Source organism: Paenibacillus sp. UNC217MF, from assembly GCF_000686865.1.
GTDB classification, from domain to species: domain Bacteria; phylum Bacillota; class Bacilli; order Paenibacillales; family Paenibacillaceae; genus Paenibacillus_B; species Paenibacillus_B suaedae.
The window spans coordinates 238,908-260,276 of record NZ_JMLT01000003.1; the positions used below are offsets into that span (position 1 = coordinate 238,908).

Genomic DNA, 21,369 nt, shown 5'->3' on the forward strand with positions numbered 1-21,369 from the left:
CATTTCTGATCACGTGCTTGCCCAGCATCGTCAATGAGACAGCCCGCAGAATTCACTGCATCCTCGAACTTTCGATTGTTGGAGTCTATCCCCTATTAACGCTGTGGATGAATACACAATGGAAAAGATAAAAACCTGTTGAGGATTTCTCAACAGGCTAACCAGTCCCGAGTTGGGGAAATTGGCATTCTTCGTTATGGCTTTGTCAGGCTTAGAAGTCAAATTAGGCTCAGGTGCTCTCTTTCTTCTTCTCTTGACTCGATTAATAACGCGGCTCTATTTCAACTAAGTTGCTTAATTTAGTGGTAAGTCTGTCCGTGTATCGAGCTAACCTTCTGCTTATCTCCATCTTCATGTACTCTTTCGTTATATGAAAACTATCCTCATAGCCATGGTACGCATAGTGTAATATCATTGTACTATCATGCTTCTCTTCATCTACAATACGAATTTCTTTTTTCAACATCTCCTGTCTTCTTTTGGACAGGTCGGTAGAGATATCATTTGCAAGGATTTGAGCAGCCTTGGTATACAGAGATTTCAATGTCTCAGAGGATCCCTTCATTTCGTGAATTTTCTTAGTTACCATCGTACACATCACCGAAAGTAGAACATAATCGCGCATTAATTCAATATCTTCCCTCTTTGGCTGGTTTAACTCCCCGCTTGACATATCACTATGCCTTCTCAACAGAGCCTCCCGATGTTGTGGCAACATCATCCGGCTGGACTCCCAAAGACCATTCTTCTCGAGCTTTTTACTCATTTATAATGCCCCCCGATTTTCAGGGATCTCTCTACCGCTTGACCTGCATAGGTAAGAGAAGAAGCTCTGATAATTGCCGCATTGCCATATCGATCCTTAATCATATCCGTCACCTTATCCAGTGCTCTAGCTCTGACTTGATCTTCAAAGAGCGTTAGTTGATACTGCTGGTCATCTTCCAATGTGCTTAGCATAACACCTACACGACGTACAGGCATTCGATCCCAATATTGATAAAAAATTCGCTTGACCATATCAAATACTTTATTTGTATGATTCGTCGGATCCGGCATTTTCATTTGGCGTGAGAATCCTGTGGGCGCTTCATACGGGCTGCACATGCAGCTTACGGTTACGACCCAGCCCATATACCCTTTTATCCGACAATCTCGGCAGACTTCCTCCGTCAACTCCAACAGGATAGTATCGATCTCCGTAGAATGCACATAATCCCTCGGCAGGGTCATCATGTGACCAATCGATTTGGGAGGTGTTTGAAATGTACCCGGTGTTACCGGACTATCATCCAAGCCGTTCGCAGTTCGCCACATCACCTCGGCATGAATATCCGACTGTTTGCCGAATCGAGCTCGAAATTTATTTTTGAGCTGGGGCAATGGAGTTCTCGCAATATCCCCAATCGTAACTATCCCTAGTTTCGCAAAATGCTTGCACATTCGAGATCCAACACCGAACATTTTATGAACGGGCTCTTTCCACAGCATGGTGGGAACGTCGGATGGATGCAAAGTAAAAATACCGCTTTTATTTTTTTTGGCCCAAATATCCGTTGCCGTCTTAGCCAATATTTTATTGGTACCGATCCCGATTCGAATCCGCACCCCTGTCTGGAGCATTACCCGTTTCTGGATTTCCTTCGCAATGGTGATTGGATCACCAAAAATGGATTGACTGGCTGTCACATCCAAAAATTGTTCGTCAATACTAAACACTTCAACCAAATCCGTAAACTCTTCATAAATCTGAGTAATCATCAATGAAACATCGATATAATGCTGCATACGAGGACGCATAATGATGAGATCGGGGCATTTCTTGAGTGCTTCACCCAACCGTTCGGCTGATGTCACACCAAAACTTTTAGCGATCGGGCACGCGGCCAGAATAATCCCTGAACGACGTGTAGGGTCACCAGCTACTGCTACTGCTTTATTTTGATATTCTGGATGATCTGCTTTTTCTACACTTGCGTAGAAGCTTTCGCAATCGGCCAAAAATATTACCCTTTCCCTTTTCTGACTCACATTAAAGCCCTCCAATAGTTATAAATCATATTACATACACAATCACAAAATAAGAACGTATATTCCTATTGTATGACGAACGTACATTCGTTATGCAAGTAATAGGCTGCCCGGCACATCCAAATGCTGTTCATCCATACGGGGCTAAACAACAATAAGGTCTGCACATTTACTAATGGCTTCGCCAAGTCGAGCCGCCCCACTGTATGACACCATGCTTCTTAGTTGTAGGGCAAGCTGCAAGTGCGATACCAGCACGACGAGCAGGATCGCCTACTACAACTAGCAGACGATCCTTGTATTCAGGGTGTGAAACCTTCCCCGCACTCGCATAGAACGATTGACAATCTGCCAACATAATAACTCGTTCTCATGATTTATTCGGTTTGCCATCCATACACCCTTCACCCCACTGAGAACGTTTGTTCTTATACACTCAGAATACCGAACATACATTCTCTTTTCAACAGGGATATTTTGAAAATTCGGATCGAATGGTGTCGAGCAGGCAAGGATCTACTGCGGATGGCGTATAACTTCAAATTCACGCTGAATGTATGTAAAGTTTAAGTCGTTTCATGTGACTGAGGGATCACCTCACGGGAAGGAAGAGAATGTGATATGATGAGATCACCATAGGATAGAACGGACAAGAGAGGAAGACGTAACGTGTGTGGACGATATACATTAACCGTGACCATTGAACAGCTAATGGCGCACTATCTGCTTGATTCAGGAGCCCTCGTGCCCTTCCATGAGCCGCGCTACAATATTGCGCCGAGCCAGCAAGTACCTGCCCTGATTCATGATGGTACGAAGCTGCGGCTTGGACCGCTTAAGTGGGGCCTCATTCCAGCTTGGGCGAAGGACGAGAAGTTCGCTGCACGAACAATTAATGCACGCGCCGAAACCGTTGGGGACAAGCCCGCCTTCCGCCTCCCATTCCAGCGGAAGCGATGCATTATACCAGCAGACAGCTTCTATGAATGGAAACGCAGTCCAGATGGAACGAAGCAGCCTATGCGTATTAGACGCACTGATGGCGGTATTTTCAATATGGCAGGATTATATGACACATGGGTCAATCCCAATGGGGAGAAAATCAGCACCTGCACGATCATCACGACGACTCCGAACGAGCTGATGGAGCCGATTCATGATCGAATGCCGGTTATTTTACCAGAGGATCAGCTGTCATTCTGGCTTGATCGCCGAATGACCGACACTGGGAAGCTTCAATCCGTTCTCCTTCCCTATCCGTCTAAGCTAATGGAGGTCTACCCTGTCAGCGCTAAGGTGGGGAATACACGAGTGGACGATCCCTCCTGTATCGAGCAGATAAGCGAGCAGCACCAAGAGGAGACACCAGACAGCGTCCCCCCTACCTTATTTACGCTATAAACCTATCTCTAGCATATAGCAGTATCACGCCATGCTCCTTCATCTCGCAATCGCGCACCTTAGAGCATCCGATACTCCGATGCTCATTCAATACGAGGCTGATGGAGTTCCCCGGAGAAATTCCGCCAGGCGTCCCCGCTGTAGAGCATGGTGGCGGAAGTGCATATCCACAAGCAAGTACCATTCCATCGCACTCAAGTAACCGAAGCCTGGATGCATCGTTCTATGATGCTCTGGAATCGAAGCAATAACAGGTTCAAGCTCGTTCATGCGCCGCAGTACTGCCTGCATGCCTTCTACAATCTCCTCCTTGCTGGCCGGTTGGGGTGGCGTATATTCTGGAGAGGCTGGCACCTTCACACGAATAGGAGGGATGCTCCCGGCCGCAAAGACCATACTGCCCTGCTGCGTCTTCTCCAACTGGTCACTACTAGCTGCATCTGCAGTCATGTCGCGGCATACTTCCACCTGGCGAAGCTGCATAAAGAGCGCAGAGCGGATCAAATGCATATAGACCTGCCCGAGCGACCACTCCTCCTCACTTGGCTTGCGTGTAATCTCCTCCATACTATAAAGATCAAGCTCCTGCACAACCTGCTTCACTGATTCCTCCAGGCTTAACAGTGACTGATGCGGGGTCATATTTGTCATTAGTAAAGCTCCCTTCGAACGAATATACCCCTACTATACGCGAACGCTACTGACAACAGTATGTCAGTAGCGTTTTAACTGCTGCAATATTTTTTCTGCCTCAAAGCGGACAAGGGCTGTAAGCGACTCCGGTTCCAATACAACAGCTGCCGAACCCCACCCTAGAATCCAACCAAGCACATCTTCAGGTTGTCTCACTCGCAATGTCACAAGTGCCCCTTCTGGATGTTCCTCCATGGTATCGATAAAGAAATATCCCTGCTCCTTCACACGCTCAGCGGCAGCGGCGTGCAGAAGCACACGTACAAGGAGCTGGCGATCATCTGTCGGCTGATAAGACTGTAGGGAGAAGTCGGGCGGACGAGTGAATGATTCATCGAGCAGTTCTAAATCCTGTATGCGACTAAGTCGGAAATGTCTAAGTCCCTGTCTAAGATGACAATAAGCCACCATCGACCATGTTCCTTTGATATGCACAATCCCGTAGGGATCTACCTTGCGAACATGTTCTCTACGGCCATCGTCCCCTTGAACAAGCTTCACATAGCGGAGGCGCACACTTCGCTCCTCCATTACAGCACGCCGCAGCAGAGCAAGTCCTTCTGCATGCGCAGAATGGGCAATGAGCTTCAAGGAAGAGCGCATCCGTTCCGTATCCTGCCGTACCGATTGTGGCATGACTGATTCAAGCTTGCGCCGAACGGCCTGTATCGTATCTTCATGAGCTCTTCCGAACTGCTGCTCCATATAATCTACGCCAAGCAAAATCGCCTCTGCTTCCTCCGCTGTAAAATGAACAGGCGGCAGAAAATAGCCATCCATGAGCGAGTATCCTTGGCCGGGAGCTCCGATAATCGCAACCCCTGCTTCACAGAGCGCCTGAATATCGCGATAGATTGTACGGACACTCGTCTCGAATACAGATGCCAGATCTTCTGCACGCAGCGTACCTCTGCGCTGCAGCTCCAGTACAATCGCCATCATGCGATCCGTCTTATTCATCGCTAGCTTTACTCTTCAACAACAAGCTCGCCCTTCATTCCATCATGGCCAGAACCGCACATGATCGAACAATGGAACTCAAATGTACCCGCCTTATCTGCTGTGAACTCGGCAGTTGCGCCGTCTTCCTGCAGTTCTACGTTGTAGTCCTCCAGCTTCAAACCGTGCAGACCCTGCTTATTGCTCAGCGTCAGCTTCACCTTATCGCCCTTCTTCACCTTAATGGTTCCAGGTTCGAATTTATAATTTGTTGCCTTAATGGTTACCGCACCTGTCCCTTCAGAGGAAGTAGCCGTCCCCTCCAACTCTTTGGCGGAATCTTTCGCCGAGCCGCAGCCAGCAAGAGATACAGCCAGCAGCATGGCAGCTAATGCAGCTGCGCCAATTTTCATCTTCTTCATGTCATTCGCCTCCACATATAAATTGATTAAGAAATGTCAATCATCTACAAACGTTATACCCCTATATAAGCATATTTTGCATGTACGGATCGCAAAAATATTGAAGTGTGCCGAATTCGTCACCATTGCAAGGCCATTTCGTGAGCAATGTACTCGATGATCATCATTCTCTACTATTCAGAATCCTCCCTAGACCTATATTGCTGCAATGAAGCCAAACCCTATTAACCAGCATAGATCCGGCATAACGCACAAGAAGCCCAGTCCTCCTAAGAGAACTGAGCTTCTGCGTATAACTATAGAACCAAGGCTTCAAGAAAAGGGCGTGTATCAGCGGAACATCCCCCATAGCTTCAATAAATGGAACGTATTGTTCGGATCGATCTTCTGCGCAATGATAAAATCAGCGAACTGATCCTCCTGCTGGCTCGTTAGCGGCTCATTGAGCACCTTCGCGATTTGCTTCATCAAGCGCTTAATTGTCGCGCGATTTTGCAAATCTGCCTTGCTCAATCCTTCGACAAGCTTTTTCACACGATCTTTCGTCACCGGATTTTTCAATTTCAGCTTTATTCGCTCCACCAGCTGTGGGCTAATGCCGTATTTTACATAACTCATGCGGGCAGCACCTCCAGAACATATCCTGCAAATCCATGCAAGTTCAAAAAGGTTGGTTATCAAAATCATGCGTTTTGAACAACCTCTAAACGGAATACTGTTCCAATATATGCTTGCCCGCTTGTCTACTATCCGCCCGTTTTCATTCTATCCGCACTACTACCATCGACTAATCGAGAAGCTCCCCTTGGAATAGCTGCTCCTGCTGGGCAGCATCGCGGAGCGGAGCGTATTCAAGCGATGTCCAATACGCCTCAGATCGGATAAGCTCTGCTGCATCATCCCGCGCCTGTTCCAGCACAGCGAAGTCGCTCGACATATCCGCGACCTTGAAGTCTGGCATCCCGCTCTGCTTCGTTCCGAAGAAGTCGCCAGGACCGCGCAGCTCCAGATCGCGCTCTGACAATTCGAAGCCATCGTCTGTTTCCGTCATAATGCGCATACGTTCTTGCCCAACCTCCGACTTCGGATCCGCAATGAGTACGCAATAAGACTGATGCTCGCCGCGTCCGACACGTCCACGCAGCTGATGAAGCTGAGACAAGCCGAAGCGCTCTGCATCCATCACGATCATGAGCGTCGAGTTCGGTACATCAACACCAACCTCGATTACAGTCGTCGATACAAGTACATGAGTTTCTCCTGTACTGAATGTGCGCATGACCTCGTCTTTCTCTGATGGCGTCATGCGGCCATGCAGCAAGCCAACATGCAAATCCGGAAAGGCCTGCTGCATTTGCACATGCACATCAATCGCATTTTGCACATCCAGCTTGTCCGACTCTTCAATAAGTGGACAAATAATATAGGCTTGGCGACCAGCGGATACCTCACGACGGATGAAGCCAAGCACTCGATCCATCATGTCATGCTTCACCCAGTATGACTTAATGGCTTTGCGTCCTGCAGGACGTTCACGGATTGAGGATACATCCATATCGCCAAATGCCGTAATCGCCAGCGTGCGCGGAATTGGCGTCGCCGTCATCAGAAGCACATCTGGATTCATCCCCTTGCGCCGTAATATACTCCGCTGATTGACACCGAACCGATGCTGCTCATCTGTTACGACAAGGCCGAGCTTCCGATAATGAACGTCATCCTGGATAAGCGCATGCGTCCCAACCAAGATATCGATCATGCCCATCTGCAAGGAAGCAAGCAGATCCTTCCGTTTCCGTCCAGTCAAGCTGCCGGTTAACAGCCCAACCTCAATGCCATGCGGTTCGAACAGTTTCGTTAGCGAACGCATATGCTGCTCCGCTAATATTTCTGTAGGCACCATGAGCGCTCCCTGATAGCCTGCACGTACGGTAGCGTACAGGGCAACAGCGGCAACAACCGTCTTACCAGAACCAACATCACCCTGAAGCAGACGGTTCATGCAGGTGTTGGCCCGCATATCACGTAAAATATCGGTTACTGCCTTCTTCTGGCCATCTGTAAGCTCGAAGGGAAGACTGCGGACGAACTCGCGAATTGTCGCATTATCCACCTCATGTGCAACGCCGTCGGCGCGCTCGCGAGTCACTGCACGGAATACATGCAGCTTCAACTGGAATAGCAGCAGCTCCTCGTAGACCATTCGTCTTCGTGCTTGCTTGCCTTCCTCCGCATCTTGCGGCATATGCATCGCTCGTACTGCCAGCTTGCGCGGCATCAGTCGATAGCGCCGCATCAATTCCGGGGGCATTAGCTCAGGAATTGCTTCTCCGAACTGTTGGAGCGCTTGGGTAATCGTCTTGCGCATCCATGTCTGCGTAATCTTGCTGCCAACCGAATAGACCGGCTGCAAGGTATTCTTACGCCCTCCCCCACGGTCAGAGAATTCGGATGTCGACACCGTCATTTGCAGCCGGCGTTGATCCCACTTCCCTGTCAATACAATCTCCCGGCCTTGTGTCAGCTGCTCGCGCAAGTAATGGCGGTTGAACCAGGTGGCCGTAATGAGCCAATCTTCTACCATCACCTTGCAGGACAAGCGAGACTTGCCCCCAAATCGCTGAAGGACAGGAGCACTCATCACCCGTCCCTCAACAGTTACTTTCTCTCCATCCTTCAGCTCGCTAAGCGGACGAAGATGAAAATCATCATAACGATATGGAAAATAATCAAGCAAATCAGCAACGGTAGAGATGCCAAAGGCGTGAAGCTCTTGTTGTTTCGAAGCGCTCACGCCTTTGATCATCGTTACCGGACATTGTTTAAGTTCAATCATAATTGCACCACACTTACCCTATTGCATAGATTCGGCAGTATCCGTATCAGCTCGCCACATGAACACAGCGCCTACGCCTGTTCCGACGTGGGTGCCGATAACGGCTCCGATGGCCGTATATGACAAGGAGCGAATATCAAACCGCTCCTTAATCGCTTCCATTAGTTCATCTGTTGCAGATTGGTCACTCGTGTAGCCCATCACGACATGAACCGGATGGCCTCCGTGATCCCGCTCCAGCAGTTCAACGATGCGTGCAACAGCACGCTTATGACCGCGAACCTTGTCCACTGCACATACTTCACCTGCACGATCTACAGACAAGATAGGCTTAATGTTTAGCAGAGTACCGAACATCGCAGCAGCTTTGCCGATACGTCCGCCTTTATGCAAAAATTCCAATGAATCCACTAAAAAGTATAAAGAGCGCTCCGCTTGATAACGATCAATCATGGACAGTATCTCGTCCTTGGATTGACCTGCTTTCGCCATGCGAGCCGCCTCAACGACAATCAATCCAAATCCATAAGAGGCTGACATCGAATCAATAATTGTAATATCCGCCTCATCCTCGATCATACTCTTGGCGAGAACCGCAGATTGATACGTTCCGCTGAGCGCTGCGGACAAATGTATCGAAATAACTTGGGTGTCTGATTCTGTAGTCAAACGCTTATATACATCCAAAAACTCAACTGGCGAAGGCTGAGATGTTGTAGGAAGCTTGTCAGCCTGCACCAGCTTCTCATAGAACTGTTCCGCGGTAATCGTTACAGAATCTTTGAACATATCCTGACCGAAATGCACCTTGAGCGGAACCATCTCGATTCCGTAGCGTTCACGCACATCCTGCGGAATATCCGCTGTACTGTCCGTTACGATACGAATATGACTCATACAGAATCCCCCTCCACATTGTCCTACTCTACGGAAATGATATAGGAATAGATCGGTTGACCGCCTTGATGCACTTCTACTTCAGCGTTCGGATATTGCTCGCTGAGCCATGCAACAATCGCTTCCGTATCCTCGTCCTTCGCTTCTTCTCCTGTAAGAAGCGTCACGACTTCCCCATTGTTCTCCAACATCTTTGTCATCAGCTGCTGCAGCGTATCCGCAACCGATTCCGTCGTCGTTACGATCTTCCCGTTTACAATACCCATATAATGTCCAGCCTTAATTTCCAGACCATCCAACGTCGTATCACGCACCGCGTACGTCACTTGACCAGACGTAATATGAGCGATAGCGTCCTCCATCGCACAGCGGTTCACTTCCAAGCTCTCGTCTTCTTGGAAGGCGAATGCCGCTGCAATCCCTTGCGGAATTGTCTTGCTGACAAGTACTGTTACATCACGTTCCACGATTTCTGCAGCCTGCTTCGCAGCCATCACGATGTTAGAGTTGTTCGGCAAGATGAAGATATGCTGTGCCGAGATCGACTCAATAGCGTCGATGAAATCTTGTGTACTTGGGTTCATCGTTTGTCCACCAGAAAGCACAACGTCTACGCCCAAGCTGCTGAAAATATCCCGGATGCCATCACCCATTGCTACAGCGATAAAGCCATAAGGTGCAAGTTCTTCAGCTGGCGGCTCAACCAAAGTGGATTCTACAGCTACTTCCTGTACAGGAATTTCTGCGAATAATTCAGGCATAGCAGACACATCGCCGTGTTCGCCATGAATGATCTCACGGTGCTGCTCGCGCATATTCAAGATGTGCATTTGCGTCAGCTCGCCATACTCCATGGCCAGATCGAATACTTCACCTGGCTTGCGGGAATGAACGTGAACCTTAATGATCTCATCATCTGGAATCACAATGATCGAATCCCCATTTTTGGCAAGCGCTTTCCTGAAATTGTCTTCATCGAACGGCTTAGATACTCCGCGCGTACGATCAATGAAAAATTCCATATCATACAAGAACTCAATATCTTCCGTATGCAGCTTCGCTTGTGCAGAAGCATTCACATGCGGAGTCGCTGCTCCGGATGGTATATGAACGGCTGCAGACGACGCAGTCGACTCATGGAAAGAACCATCTGCGGATTCCAGAACAGCCAAGAAACCTTCATAAATGTATACGAGGCCTTGTCCACCGGAGTCTACAACGCCTACTTGCTTGAGCACGGGCAGCATATCCGGCGTCTTCGCTAATGCTTCCTTGGACTTCGCCAATACCTCACGCATAAACTCCGTCAAATCCGGAGTACGACGAGCAATTTGAACAGCGTACTTGGCTGTTTCCTTCGCAACTGTCAGAATCGTCCCTTCAACCGGCTTGACGACAGCCTTATAAGCGGTATCAACACCACTCTGCATCGCATGGGCGAACTGAACCGAGTTCACCTCATCCAAACCAGCAACACCACGGCTAAAGCCGCGGAACAATTGAGACAAAATAACACCCGAGTTACCCCGGGCTCCCATTAGCAATCCTTTGGACAAAACTTCTGCCGACTTGGCGATGGATGCAGACATCTTCGCTTTCAGTTCAGTAACGCCTGCTGTCATCGTCAAATTCATATTCGTTCCCGTATCCCCATCAGGTACCGGAAAGACATTTAATGAATTGACATGCTCTGCGTGGCGATTCAGACTGTCCGCACCACTTAGCACCATATTGGCAAATTGTGTTCCATTTAAAGAACGTATATTCAACGAATATTCCCCTTCCTAGCTTAATACGCGTACGTCTTGGACAAAGATGTTGACTTGCTCTACTGACAGGCCAGCTACATCATTCAATACATATTTCACTTTCTGTTGAATGTTGTGCGCCACTTCGGATATTTTCGTTCCGTAGCTAACAATAATATATAAATCGATATGTAGCGCATCTTGCTCCCGGCGCACTTCGACACCACGCGTCAGATTTTCGCGACCAAGCAGCTCAGCAATGCCGTCCTTCAACTGCTTGCGCGAGGCCATGCCCACAAGTCCATAACATTCCATTGCCGCTGATCCGGCGATGACTGCTACGACCCCTTCGGAAATATTCACAGCTCCGAGATTGGTATCCAATTGAATGGCCATGGTTGTTCCACCCCTTTTTGTGAGTATTATGGACTAATCAACATTGTACTATAATAGAAAACAGAAATAAACAAAGTTTTTGATTCAGTTGACGAGGCTTTTTCATATATGATATCATATTTGAGTATTTAATTGTATGAGGGTTGTTTTGGGATAAGGAGGTGTAAGGCATGGCTCGCAAATGTTATGTAACGGGGAAGAAACCTGGATCCGGTAATCACGTGTCGCACGCGAATAACAAAAACCGCCGCACTTGGGGCGTTAACGTTCAGAAGGTTCGCATCTTGGTAGATGGCAAACCTAAACGCGTCTACGTGAGCACACGCGCTTTGAAAGCAGGTAAAGTGACTCGCGTCTAATCCCATGTAAGATATACAAAAAGCACCTTGACGCGATCAGGTGCTTTTTTTCATATCGGGATGAACTCCTCATTGACATCGTTCAATGGGGAGTCTTTTTTTATTTTTCCTTATTTTACATGAAATGACATGATTTTATGCCATCTCGCAGGAAACGGTCGGACCTCCGAACGGGACGGAACAACCGTTTCTGCTGCATGCCGGAACCCGCTATCGTTCATATATGTGCTGAGCCTGTTGCTCCGTTCCCGCTGCCCTTCATATACGAATACGTTCGGGTGGTGGATGATGGATACGGATTCAGCATCATGGCCGCCAGGAACGTCAGTTTTTTTGAAACGTATTTAAGATGGCCTTGACGAAACCTCCCAAGAACTTAGGCAGCTTAAACGTATAGAACTTCATACTCCACCCTCCTCGTCATCTCATCTACCCTACACTTCTATTCGCCGACATGTCCGAAAGACCCGTCATGATAAGAAAAAAGGTTACATGAGATCTGTGCTCATGTAACCACTATATGCCGACCCCACAAGCTCTATGCATGGAGAGCAAGCCCGATTCTGAAGGATTCAGGCAGCAGGCGTAGGCAATTGCTTCAAATATGTGACAACTGACATCATGAATAAAAAGATGAAGTAAAACAATACGGACAAGGATATAAACCAGATCCGAATGCTCTTGGTCTGATACCGCTTGAAGAACTTGTATCCAAGAAACAAAGCCCCCACCGAGCATACCAAGTTAATCGGAAAGGTCAAAAATGCATACAATCCTATTAGTGATCCGCACACAAAGCTGTACAGCGTCAGCATTAGCGCTGTTACCCACATGCTTTTCTCCCCTTTGCCACTCAGCAGCATCACGCGCGTTCTCCCACACGCATATCCCATGATGCCGCTGCGCAATCTAGTTGCCGTGTCACCCTCTTCTTGCTGCTTCGCGAAGCACACGAATCGCTTCTGCACGATCCGGTGCCCCATACACCGCGCTGCCTGCCACGAGTACATCCGCTCCCGCTGCTGTAACGAGGCCAGCTGTTGCTGCCGATATTCCTCCATCCACTTCAATATGGACGTCCTGTCTGCCACGTTCGTTCAGCATTGTACGCAGACGCTTGATTTTATCCGTCATCGAAGAAATGAATTTCTGTCCGCCGAACCCTGGATTGACCGTCATGATGAGGAACAAATCCACATCACCGAGCAGCTCCTCAACAGCCGACAGCGAGGTGCCAGGATTCAACGCGACGCCTGCCTTGGCACCACATTCCTTAATTTGATGCACCACACGATGCAGGTGCGGGCAAGCTTCCGCATGTACGGTGATGACATCGGCTCCTGCCTTAGCAAAGTCAGGAACGTACTTCTCCGGCTCCACAATCATGAGGTGAGCGTCCAATGTCAGCTCCGTATGCGGACGGATAGCATCTACAATGAGCGGACCAAACGTCAAGTTCGGAACGAAGCGGCCATCCATCGCATCGATGTGGATCCAGTCGGCGCCACCTCGCTCTACGTCACGAATATCCTCCGCAAGCTTCGCAAAGTCAGCGGACAAAATGGAAGGGGCAATTCGGATGTCGTTCTGCTGTGTCATGTTAGTACCTCCGTTTTTTCTCTTTCATTTCCTCGAAAAATAGCACATAGTGCTCATAGCGGGATTTCGCAATATCGCCTTGCTCCAAAGCCATCTTTACCTGACAACCGGGTTCATGAATATGCGTACAGCCACGGAATTTGCAGCCGTCTGCATATGCTCTGAACTCGCGGAAACAGTCTCCAAGCTGATCAACGCCCAGTTCCAAGAAATCCAGCTGGCTGAATCCCGGAGTATCCGCAATATAGCCGCCACGGGGCAATGCAAGCAGCTCCACATGACGTGTCGTATGCTTGCCTCGGCCGAGACGATGGCTGATCTGGTTCGTCTCCAGCGATACGCCGGGCAGCATCGCATTAAGTAGCGATGACTTGCCGACACCAGACTGACCCGCAAATACACTGATGTCTTGATTCAACTTGCTCTCCACTTCACTATAGCCATACCCGCCTCGGGCACTGGTAGAAATAACGTCGTAGCCGACATTGGAATACAGACGAATTGTCTCTTCCATCTCCTGACGTGCAGCCGACTGCTCTGTCTCTGGCAGCCCTTCGATGATGTCGCACTTCGTCAACACGATAACCGCATCAAGTCCCGCGTGCTCGATATGTACAAGGAACTTGTCCAGCAATTGGCGGTTCAATACGGGTTCAGCTACCGAGAAGACAAGCGCTGCCAGCCCCACATTCGCAATTGGCGGACGAATCAGCTCTGTCTTCCGCTTCTCAATCTGATCTACCGTACCTTCTCCATTATCCGTCATAGAGAAGGTGACGCGATCCCCGACAAGCGGGGACACGCCTTTCTTCTTGAAAATGCCGCGGGCACGGCACTGAACGACCTCTTCATCTGTAGACTCATCGGGCCGAACATAATAGAAGCCGCTCAGCGCCTTTACAATTAAACCTTCTGGCATATATGTTCCTCCAAGCTCTTCACGTTCCTGCTGTTCATTGCACGGCAGCGAGGCCAACTGTTAGTTCCCAGTTTCCTCACCGCCTGCCCCTGCCTCTCCGTTCTGTCCATCTGTTCCATCCGCAGGAGGTGTGACCCCTTCGCCATTGCCTTGGCCGCCTCCCTGTTCTGGAGTACCTCCTGGCGGTGTAGTAGCCGGAATATCAGGAGGTGGTGGGATGTGTACCGTTCCCTGCTTCGCATCGGTATAAGAGACAGGGTAAGCATCTACGAATTTGCCGTCACGCTCAAAAGACACAGCTCCATCCTTATTTGGTGCAAGAATAAGCTCCACATTGAACGTTTTGGCCGTCGAAATGGTCTCTGTTCCCCATTCCCTCTTCTCTCCGCGTGCATCCGTATAATAGATCCGAATCTTGCTCGACTTGCCTTCCACTTCCGGATACACCGTTAACGGGAACGTATATCGCAATGCCTCAGGCGGATAGCCTGAGCTAATGTAGATACGAACTTCCGCACCCTTCGTCACCGGATCATTTGCCTCGTACGGCTGCTGCTTAATTACCTTGCCTTGTTCTTCATAACTAGGTTCTTCCACAACCCCGTCCCTAGCCAGCTTCAGTCCACTCGATTCAATCGCGGCAATGGCCGCTTCCTTGGTCATGCCTTTCAAGTTCGGCATGCCGAACGATTCCTTGCCCTTGCTGACCATAAGCTGAATCGTTGTCTTCTTTGGATCGACCTCCGTATTCGGGCTAGGAGACATGCTGACGACCAGACCTTCTTCCAACTCATCATCATAGACGAGCTTCTTCTCAATCTGTGAATTGTCGAAGCCTAGATCTAACAGCTGCTGTACGACATTGTCGACCGACTTCCCCTTGTAATCAGCAAGCTTCACAAGCGGGGTGCCTTTGCTCACATATAAGCGAATGGTCGAGCCTTCCTTCACCATCGATCCAGGGGGCTTGCTCTGGTCGAAGATTTTCCCCGCCTCGAAGCCTTCCTTATATTCCTCAATTACAGGATCCTCAATCTCAATCTTGAGAGCGCCCAGTTCCTTCTGGGCCTCTTGTAACGTCATGTTGATCAGTTTCGGAACTTCAACATCCTTCACAACAAGCACACTCTTCACGTAATACACTACACCGATTAAAATCGCTAGGAATACAACTGTCACACTTGCCCAAATCGCAGGCTTTACCCAAGACTTGCGCTTGCTTGCTCCAGCTGCAGCAGATGATGCCGAGCGCTCAGGAGGCTTTCCCGTCCTTCCCTGAGGGCTAGCTGCATGATCTGACGTCGTGGAGCGAATTGCAGGCATCACCCGCGTTTCTTGATCGTCATCATAGACAGGCCGCGGCTTGAAAGTAATTTTGGGCTCATGCAGACGTTCAGGCAGCAAGCATGTCTCCAGATCACGCATCATCTCGGCTGCGGATTGATATCGTTCAGCAGGATTTTTGCGCATCGATTTCAGAATGACGTTCTCCACACTCTGAGGAATATGCGGATTAACCACTCTTGGTTCATCGAACGGCTCCTGCAGATGCTTCAGCGCCACGCTGATCGGGCTCTCCCCGAGGAACGGAAGCTTGCCGGTAAGCATCTGATATAACACAATCCCGAGCGAGTATAAGTCAGACTTTTCTCCTGTCGACACGCCTTTCGCGTGCTCTGGAGAAAAATAATGAACCGAGCCGACCACAGATCCAGTCTGTGTGATCGTCGATGAAGTAACCGCGCGTGCAATCCCGAAGTCTGTCACCTTGACGCGGCCGTTCAGGCCAATTAAGATGTTATGCGGTTTAATGTCGCGGTGAATAATATGATTCTGATGGGCATGATCAAGCGCGTCACAGATTTGCGTAGTGATTCGCACCGACTCGTCAACCTGCAGGGGAGCCCGCTCCAGAATAATCTCGTTCAGATTATGCCCTTCCACATACTCCATAACGATAAAGTGAGTATCTTCTTCCTGTCCAACATCATAAATGCTGACTACATTTGGATGAGACAACGATGCAGCAGACTGAGCCTCCCGGCGGAATCGGCGGATAAACTCTTCATCATGAACGAACTGCTGGCGCAATACTTTGACTGCTACATAGCGGTTCAGCAAATTGTCAAGCGCCTTGTACACAAGCGCCATGCCGCCTCCACCAATCCGCGTAATGATCTCATAGCGACCAGACAGTATGGTGCCAATCATGAGCTACCCCCCTCTTCCACAACGCTGTTCTCCAAACGATCCAGAAGGACAATCGTGATGTTGTCATCCCCCCCGGCATCAAGCGCTTGTCCGAGCAGACGATCCGCTTTGACAGGCAGCGGGAGCGAAGGATCAATGACAACCCCCCATATTTGTTCAGCATTCAGCATATTCGTCAATCCATCACTGCATAGAAGCAGCACATCTCCAACACGAATTTCAACAGACAGCAGATCCACTTCCACCTGCTCGTCCGTTCCGAGCGCACGAATAAGTACATTGCGCCGCGGATGACGCTCTGCCTCCTGTGGTTCGATCTGACCGCGCTTCACCAGCTCATTGACTAGTGTATGATCATCCGTCAGCTGCTTGATTCCACTGCGATTAATCACATAGGCTCTACTGTCGCCGATATACCCGATAAATCCTTTCCAATCGGATTTATCGAAGAGGGCTGCGACAATTGTCGTTCCCATGTGATGATACTTCTCATCTTGAGAGGCAATATGAAAAATCGTCTGGTTCGCCCGGATAATCGCCTGTTCAAGCGCACTGCCCAGCATCTCCTGATCCAACTCACCTGGCAATGCTGACAATTCAGATATAACCGTCTCGACAGCAAGTCGGCTTGCAATATCTCCCGCCTGATGTCCACCCATTCCATCGGCTACGATAGCTGCGTAATAGCCGTTCGACAACTCGGACAGGAAAGCACGGTCTTCATTGACCGCACGGACGCGTCCTACATCAGAACGTTGTACAGCTCTCATTTTCGATCACCTCGCATTAGACTCCATATGCTTCGCTCGCAATTGTCCACACGCTGCAGCAATGTCATGCCCCTGCTCCCGGCGTATCGTCGAATTAATACCTCGATCCTGAAGCGCACGGTGGAATGCAAAAATATCGTTGCGAGGGGTACGTACATAATTCCGCTCCGGTACATAGTTGACCGGAATCAAGTTGACATGTGCGAGCATTTCCATACGTTTCAATACATCTGCAAGTTCTTCCGCATGCTCAACCTTATCGTTCACACCGCCAATAAGGGCGTATTCGAAGGTTATACGGCGTCCAGTCTTCACTTGATAATGCTTAAGCGCCTTCATCACTTCCTCGAATGGGAATCTGCGGTTAACAGGCATAAGCTTCGAACGCAAAGCATCATTCGGCGCATGAATTGAAATCGCCAAGTTGATTTGCGTATTCTCGTCAGCAAATTTGTAAATGCTTGGCACAATGCCGCTCGTTGATACCGTAATATGACGTTGTCCGATGTGCAGCCCCTTCTCATGGATCATAATGCGCAGAAACGCCATCGTCGCATCATAATTTTCAAACGGCTCTCCCGTCCCCATAATAACGATGCTGCTCACGCGCTCTTCGGATTCGTCCAGAATTTTCTGCGCAGCGACGACTTGGGCTACAATCTCGCCCGCTGTCAGGTTCCGCTTCAACCCGCCAAGCGTAGAGGCACAGAAGGTACAGCCTACACGGCATCCGACTTGGGTCGTTACACAGATGCTGTTCCCATAACTATGCTTCATAATGACAGTCTCAATCGCATGATCATCGTGTAGTCCGAATAGGAATTTATACGTTCCATCCTGCGATTTCATGTGTGTAATTTCTTTCAGTGTTACAAATTGGAAGCTGTTCTCCAACTTCTCACGAAGCGACTTGGACAAGTTTGACATCCCTTGGAAGTCATCCACACGCTTCACGTATAGCCAATCAAAAATTTGTCCGGCACGGAATGCCGGCTCTCCTTGCTCCTTCAACCATTCTTGAAGCTGTTCAAATGTTAGATCGTATATAAATGGTTTCATTTGTTTGTTCAACCTCTACCTTTCCTCAATCATGCAGTTCGATTTATTTTACCACAAATGGGCGAAATGCTAAAAGCGCGTGTTGCAAGCAGCAGATCTTCCCTACCTGAAAAAGAAAGCCGCAACGTTCAAGAAGCCTCGTCTTGAGCGTTGCGGCGTATGCTTCACACCCTATGCAGGTATCAACATCATGCAATTCGCACGATGATATGCTTACTTGCGCTTCTTCAGGCAAGCGATGAAGAAGCCATCCGATTCCGCATCATGAGGCAGTACCTGCAGCATGCCTTCCGGGCTCCGCTTCAGTGCCGCAGCGAGGGGCTCCGCTGGAAGAGCCGCCTTCCACGTATCATCCAGTTCCCAACCTTCCTCAGCAGCGTATGCTAGGAAGCGGCGAACCACATCCTCATTTTCCGCACGCTCAACCGTACAAGTTGAATAGACGAGGCGTCCGCCTGGGCGAACCAATTGAGCTGCCTGATCAAGCAGCTCAGCTTGAAGGGAAGCAATAGATGCTACGTCCTCAGGACGCTTGGCCCACTTAATGTCCGGCTTGCGTCGAATGACACCGAAGCCTGTGCACGGTGCATCGAGCAGCACTGCATCAAAGCTGCCAGAAGGCAGTTCGCGGCTTAGTGTGGACGCATCCACATTCATCATCGCTACTGATGTCAAGCCAAGACGTTCAGCCTGATCTGCGATGAGCGCCACCTTATGAGCATGAACATCATTAGCCACTACCTCACCCGTATTGCCCATTCGCTCCGCAATATGTGTCGTCTTGCCTCCAGGAGCTGCACAGCAGTCCAGCACTCGCATGCCAGCCTCAGGACGAAGCGCCTCAACGACGAGCATGGAGCTCTCATCCTGCACAGACAGCTCGCCATTGCGATACCACTTGCTTAACGCCAGATTCCCTGCACCCTCAGCTACGATTCCATCTTTGGAGAGCAAAGAAGGCGTTGCATGCAAGCCTTCCTCCTTCATATCGGCAAGCAGCTTCTCACGATTCGTTCGCAGCGCATTTACACGTACGCTACCGTGCGGAGGACGATTGTTCGCCTCACACATCGCTGCTGTGTCTGCTTCCCCGTAAGCATCGACCCAGTCGGAGACAAGCCAAGCCGGATGCGAATGCTCCCATACAATTCGTGAGACCGGATCTGAACCAGCAGGAGTATCCCATAAATTCGGCTCGCGCATAATCGCTCGCAGCACTCCATTGGCGAAGCCGCCCATGGACTGTCCACCGCGTCGCTTCGCAATCGTAACCGCTTCATTGATGGCGGCATGGGCAGGAATGCGATCCAGATAATGCAGCTGATAGGCTGTCATGCGCAGCAGATTGCGCATCCACGGCTTAAGCTTGGACAAACCACGCTGCACCTTCTGCTCCAGCACACCATCAATCGTATTCAATCGCTGAATCGTTCCGTATACAAGTTCTGTCGCCAGACCTGCGTCAACTCGCGGTAAATTCGCTCCTTGGAGTGCCTGGTTCAATTGCAAATTGCTGTAGGAGTGCTCCTTCTCCACTTGAACAAGCACCTCGAGCGCAACATCGCGTGCTGTCTTGCGCTTCTTCGCGCCTCCCGAATGCTGCTCGCTCACTTCAGCACCATCCCTCTCATCATCTTGCCGCCGCGAACGAATTCGCTAGCAGCCATTGCCTTCTTGCCAGCAGGCTGAACCTCGGTCAGCCACAATGTGCCTGCACCTGTCTGAACCTCAATGCCGCGTGGGCTAAGTGTCAACACAGTTCCCGGCTCCTGCGATCCCTTGGATGCATCAGCCTCTGCCTTGCTCGGCGCCTCACAAGCCCACACCTTGAATACCTCATCGTTCCACAACGTAAATCCGCCAGAGAACGGTACAAGGCCGCGAACCTGATTGAAAATCTCACGCGCAGAGTGTGACCAATCGATCTTCTCATCCTCGCGCTTCAAGTTAGGGGCGTAAGTTGCTTCCTCATGAGGCTGCGGTATCGCCTGGATACGACCTGCGATTAGATCCGGCAGCGTATCGATCAGAAGCTGTGCTCCTGCAGCGCTTAACTTCTGGAACATCGTGCCGGCATTGTCCTCATCCGTAATCGGCACTTCAATCGGTCTGATCATATCTCCTGTATCCATGCCTTCTGCCATGTACATAATCGTTACGCCAGTCACCGGCTCACCATTCATGATCGAACGCTGAATTGGCGCACCTCCACGGTACTTCGGCAGAAGCGAACCATGTACATTAATACAGCCGAGACGTGGAATATCAAGCACAGACTTCGGCAGAATCTGTCCGTAAGCTGCAGTAACAATAAGATCAGGCTCCAAAGCGCGAATATCCTCTATCGTGGTAGAGGTACGAAGCTTCTCCGGCTGCCATACAGGAATCCCATGCTCCAGCGCAGCAGCCTTCACCGGTGTAGGCGTCAGCACACGTTTACGCCCTACCGGACGATCCGGCTGAGTGACCACCGCTGCAACTTCGTACCCTTCCTTTAACAAATTCTCCAAGCAAGGAACCGCGAACTCAGGCGTCCCCATAAATACAATCTTCGTCATCATTTATTCCCTGCCTTCGCGGGGCACCTCATATACCCGTTCTGCAATCTCGGTGAACAATACACCGTTCAAATGGTCGATCTCATGCTGGAATGCACGAGCCAAGAAATCTTCAGCTTCGACCGTAATTTCACGGCCATTGCGGTCAAGCCCTTTTACCGTGATTTTCTGATGGCGGAGTACGTCGCCATTGATTCCTGGAATGCTCAAGCAGCCTTCTGGGCCAAGCTGTTCTCCTTCCGCAGACAGGATAACAGGGTTCACCATCTCGATCAATCCATGCTCATCGCCGACATCTACAACAATGACACGCTTCAAGATACCGATCTGCGGTGCAGCAAGTCCGACACCTTCAGCATGGTACATCGTATCTGCCATATCTGTCAGCAGCTTCTGGATATTCGGCGTAATCTTAGGAACTTCCTTCGCTATTTGGTGTAGAACCTCATCCGGTTCGTGTACAATAATTCGTAATGCCATCGGGCACACCTTCCTTTTTGAATCGTTTATTTATAGTTTATTCACCATATA

General features: G+C 49.7%; 22 protein-coding genes and 1 pseudogene. 2 read left to right on the forward strand and 21 right to left on the reverse strand.

Going from position 1 to position 21,369, the window contains the following annotated elements; genetic code table 11:
- Positions 1–262 precede the first annotated feature (262 nt).
- The 3 genes and pseudogenes from BP95_RS0101225 to BP95_RS32850 form a co-directional block, all read right to left on the reverse strand.
- Complete coding sequence (locus BP95_RS0101225; RefSeq protein ID WP_028531229.1) at positions 263–766, reverse strand: YhjD family protein; 504 nt, start codon at positions 764–766, stop codon at positions 263–265.
- Positions 763–2,031 carry a DNA polymerase IV gene (locus BP95_RS0101230; RefSeq protein ID WP_021256635.1) on the reverse strand — a complete coding sequence of 423 codons (1,269 nt, stop codon included), beginning with the start codon at positions 2,029–2,031 and terminating at the stop codon, positions 763–765. Before BP95_RS0101230 ends, BP95_RS0101225 begins: the two co-directional genes overlap by 4 nt.
- A gap of 147 nt (positions 2,032–2,178) precedes the next feature.
- A pseudogene (locus BP95_RS32850) lies at positions 2,179–2,389 on the reverse strand (Y-family DNA polymerase); the annotation flags it as partial.
- 311 nt (positions 2,390–2,700) lie between these two features.
- Between BP95_RS32850 and BP95_RS0101235 the strand changes: the two are divergent.
- Positions 2,701–3,432 (forward strand): SOS response-associated peptidase, encoded by a 732-nt coding sequence (locus BP95_RS0101235; protein WP_028531230.1) that lies wholly within the window; start codon positions 2,701–2,703, stop codon positions 3,430–3,432.
- An 87-nt stretch (positions 3,433–3,519) separates the two neighbouring features.
- Here the strand turns inward: BP95_RS0101235 and BP95_RS0101240 are convergent, their stop codons facing one another.
- From BP95_RS0101240 to BP95_RS0101275, 8 genes are all read right to left on the reverse strand, one after another.
- Entirely contained in the window at positions 3,520–4,083 is a 564-nt protein-coding gene (locus tag BP95_RS0101240; RefSeq protein WP_021256638.1) for a DinB family protein, read from the reverse strand.
- Positions 4,084–4,146: 63 nt separating this feature from the next.
- Entirely contained in the window at positions 4,147–5,085 is a 939-nt protein-coding gene (locus tag BP95_RS0101245; RefSeq protein ID WP_021256639.1) for a helix-turn-helix transcriptional regulator, read from the reverse strand.
- An 8-nt stretch (positions 5,086–5,093) separates the two neighbouring features.
- A complete protein-coding gene (locus tag BP95_RS0101250) occupies positions 5,094–5,486 on the reverse strand; it encodes a cupredoxin domain-containing protein (RefSeq protein WP_021256640.1) in 393 nt (130 codons plus the stop codon).
- A gap of 330 nt (positions 5,487–5,816) precedes the next feature.
- Positions 5,817–6,104 carry a stage VI sporulation protein F gene (locus BP95_RS0101255; RefSeq protein ID WP_021256641.1) on the reverse strand — a complete coding sequence of 96 codons (288 nt, stop codon included), beginning with the start codon at positions 6,102–6,104 and terminating at the stop codon, positions 5,817–5,819.
- Between the two features lie 169 nt (positions 6,105–6,273).
- Positions 6,274–8,322 (reverse strand): ATP-dependent DNA helicase RecG, encoded by a 2,049-nt coding sequence (gene recG, locus BP95_RS0101260; RefSeq protein ID WP_021256642.1) that lies wholly within the window; start codon positions 8,320–8,322, stop codon positions 6,274–6,276.
- Between the two features lie 18 nt (positions 8,323–8,340).
- Positions 8,341–9,219: a DegV family protein gene (locus BP95_RS0101265; protein ID WP_021256643.1), complete on the reverse strand. Its 879-nt coding sequence runs from the start codon at positions 9,217–9,219 to the stop codon at positions 8,341–8,343.
- 23 nt (positions 9,220–9,242) lie between these two features.
- Entirely contained in the window at positions 9,243–10,949 is a 1,707-nt protein-coding gene (locus BP95_RS0101270; RefSeq protein ID WP_036592511.1) for a DAK2 domain-containing protein, read from the reverse strand.
- 54 nt (positions 10,950–11,003) lie between these two features.
- Entirely contained in the window at positions 11,004–11,363 is a 360-nt protein-coding gene (locus BP95_RS0101275) for an Asp23/Gls24 family envelope stress response protein (RefSeq protein WP_021256645.1), read from the reverse strand.
- Positions 11,364–11,533: 170 nt separating this feature from the next.
- Here BP95_RS0101275 and rpmB point away from each other — a divergent pair, with 170 nt between their 5' ends.
- Complete coding sequence (gene rpmB, locus BP95_RS0101280) at positions 11,534–11,722, forward strand: 50S ribosomal protein L28 (RefSeq protein ID WP_005548278.1); 189 nt, start codon at positions 11,534–11,536, stop codon at positions 11,720–11,722.
- 324 nt (positions 11,723–12,046) lie between these two features.
- Here the strand turns inward: rpmB and spoVM are convergent, their stop codons facing one another.
- The 10 genes from spoVM to def all read right to left on the reverse strand — a co-directional run bounded on the left by spoVM (position 12,047) and on the right by def (position 21,318).
- Positions 12,047–12,127: a stage V sporulation protein SpoVM gene (gene spoVM / locus BP95_RS29340; protein ID WP_019424875.1), complete on the reverse strand. Its 81-nt coding sequence runs from the start codon at positions 12,125–12,127 to the stop codon at positions 12,047–12,049.
- 167 nt (positions 12,128–12,294) lie between these two features.
- Positions 12,295–12,690 carry a hypothetical protein gene (locus BP95_RS0101290; RefSeq protein WP_231515023.1) on the reverse strand — a complete coding sequence of 132 codons (396 nt, stop codon included), beginning with the start codon at positions 12,688–12,690 and terminating at the stop codon, positions 12,295–12,297.
- Positions 12,644–13,321 (reverse strand): ribulose-phosphate 3-epimerase, encoded by a 678-nt coding sequence (gene rpe, locus BP95_RS0101295; RefSeq protein ID WP_028531232.1) that lies wholly within the window; start codon positions 13,319–13,321, stop codon positions 12,644–12,646. Before rpe ends, BP95_RS0101290 begins: the two co-directional genes overlap by 47 nt.
- A gap of 1 nt (position 13,322) precedes the next feature.
- Entirely contained in the window at positions 13,323–14,240 is a 918-nt protein-coding gene (gene rsgA / locus BP95_RS0101300; protein WP_028531233.1) for a ribosome small subunit-dependent GTPase A, read from the reverse strand.
- Positions 14,241–14,300: 60 nt separating this feature from the next.
- Positions 14,301–16,451 carry a Stk1 family PASTA domain-containing Ser/Thr kinase gene (pknB, locus tag BP95_RS29345; protein ID WP_021256649.1) on the reverse strand — a complete coding sequence of 717 codons (2,151 nt, stop codon included), beginning with the start codon at positions 16,449–16,451 and terminating at the stop codon, positions 14,301–14,303.
- A complete protein-coding gene (locus BP95_RS0101310) occupies positions 16,448–17,221 on the reverse strand; it encodes a Stp1/IreP family PP2C-type Ser/Thr phosphatase (protein WP_021256650.1) in 774 nt (257 codons plus the stop codon). The genes pknB and BP95_RS0101310 overlap by 4 nt, the downstream gene beginning before the upstream one ends.
- A gap of 6 nt (positions 17,222–17,227) precedes the next feature.
- Positions 17,228–18,280 carry a dual-specificity RNA methyltransferase RlmN gene (rlmN, locus tag BP95_RS0101315; RefSeq protein ID WP_028531234.1) on the reverse strand — a complete coding sequence of 351 codons (1,053 nt, stop codon included), beginning with the start codon at positions 18,278–18,280 and terminating at the stop codon, positions 17,228–17,230.
- 213 nt (positions 18,281–18,493) lie between these two features.
- Entirely contained in the window at positions 18,494–19,891 is a 1,398-nt protein-coding gene (gene rsmB, locus BP95_RS0101320; protein ID WP_021256652.1) for a 16S rRNA (cytosine(967)-C(5))-methyltransferase RsmB, read from the reverse strand.
- Positions 19,888–20,838 carry a methionyl-tRNA formyltransferase gene (gene fmt / locus BP95_RS0101325; RefSeq protein ID WP_028531235.1) on the reverse strand — a complete coding sequence of 317 codons (951 nt, stop codon included), beginning with the start codon at positions 20,836–20,838 and terminating at the stop codon, positions 19,888–19,890. The genes rsmB and fmt overlap by 4 nt, the downstream gene beginning before the upstream one ends.
- Before the next feature lie 3 nt (positions 20,839–20,841).
- A complete protein-coding gene (def, locus tag BP95_RS0101330) occupies positions 20,842–21,318 on the reverse strand; it encodes a peptide deformylase (RefSeq protein WP_021256654.1) in 477 nt (158 codons plus the stop codon).
- Positions 21,319–21,369: the final 51 nt, after the last annotated feature.

What these genes read in the sequence shown, in the direction of transcription:
- BP95_RS0101255 (WP_021256641.1), bottom strand. Translation starts at nt 6,104, where the DNA reads ATGAGTTATGTAAAATACGGCATTAGCCCACAGCTGGTGGAGCGAATA.
- rsgA (WP_028531233.1), bottom strand. Translation starts at nt 14,240, where the DNA reads ATGCCAGAAGGTTTAATTGTAAAGGCGCTGAGCGGCTTCTATTATGTT.
- BP95_RS0101250 (WP_021256640.1), bottom strand. Translation starts at nt 5,486, where the DNA reads ATGAAGAAGATGAAAATTGGCGCAGCTGCATTAGCTGCCATGCTGCTG.
- BP95_RS0101270 (WP_036592511.1), bottom strand. Translation starts at nt 10,949, where the DNA reads ATGGTGCTAAGTGGTGCGGACAGTCTGAATCGCCACGCAGAGCATGTC.
- BP95_RS0101310 (WP_021256650.1), bottom strand. Translation starts at nt 17,221, where the DNA reads ATGAGAGCTGTACAACGTTCTGATGTAGGACGCGTCCGTGCGGTCAAT.
- spoVM (WP_019424875.1), bottom strand. Translation starts at nt 12,127, where the DNA reads ATGAAGTTCTATACGTTTAAGCTGCCTAAGTTCTTGGGAGGTTTCGTC.
- pknB (WP_021256649.1), bottom strand. Translation starts at nt 16,451, where the DNA reads ATGATTGGCACCATACTGTCTGGTCGCTATGAGATCATTACGCGGATT.
- fmt (WP_028531235.1), bottom strand. Translation starts at nt 20,838, where the DNA reads ATGACGAAGATTGTATTTATGGGGACGCCTGAGTTCGCGGTTCCTTGC.
- BP95_RS0101265 (WP_021256643.1), bottom strand. Translation starts at nt 9,219, where the DNA reads ATGAGTCATATTCGTATCGTAACGGACAGTACAGCGGATATTCCGCAG.
- rlmN (WP_028531234.1), bottom strand. Translation starts at nt 18,280, where the DNA reads ATGAAACCATTTATATACGATCTAACATTTGAACAGCTTCAAGAATGG.
- def (WP_021256654.1), bottom strand. Translation starts at nt 21,318, where the DNA reads ATGGCATTACGAATTATTGTACACGAACCGGATGAGGTTCTACACCAA.
- BP95_RS0101275 (WP_021256645.1), bottom strand. Translation starts at nt 11,363, where the DNA reads ATGGCCATTCAATTGGATACCAATCTCGGAGCTGTGAATATTTCCGAA.
- BP95_RS0101245 (WP_021256639.1), bottom strand. Translation starts at nt 5,085, where the DNA reads ATGAATAAGACGGATCGCATGATGGCGATTGTACTGGAGCTGCAGCGC.
- BP95_RS0101240 (WP_021256638.1), bottom strand. Translation starts at nt 4,083, where the DNA reads ATGACAAATATGACCCCGCATCAGTCACTGTTAAGCCTGGAGGAATCA.
- rpmB (WP_005548278.1), top strand. Translation starts at nt 11,534, where the DNA reads ATGGCTCGCAAATGTTATGTAACGGGGAAGAAACCTGGATCCGGTAAT.
- recG (WP_021256642.1), bottom strand. Translation starts at nt 8,322, where the DNA reads ATGATTGAACTTAAACAATGTCCGGTAACGATGATCAAAGGCGTGAGC.
- rpe (WP_028531232.1), bottom strand. Translation starts at nt 13,321, where the DNA reads ATGACACAGCAGAACGACATCCGAATTGCCCCTTCCATTTTGTCCGCT.
- BP95_RS0101225 (WP_028531229.1), bottom strand. Translation starts at nt 766, where the DNA reads ATGAGTAAAAAGCTCGAGAAGAATGGTCTTTGGGAGTCCAGCCGGATG.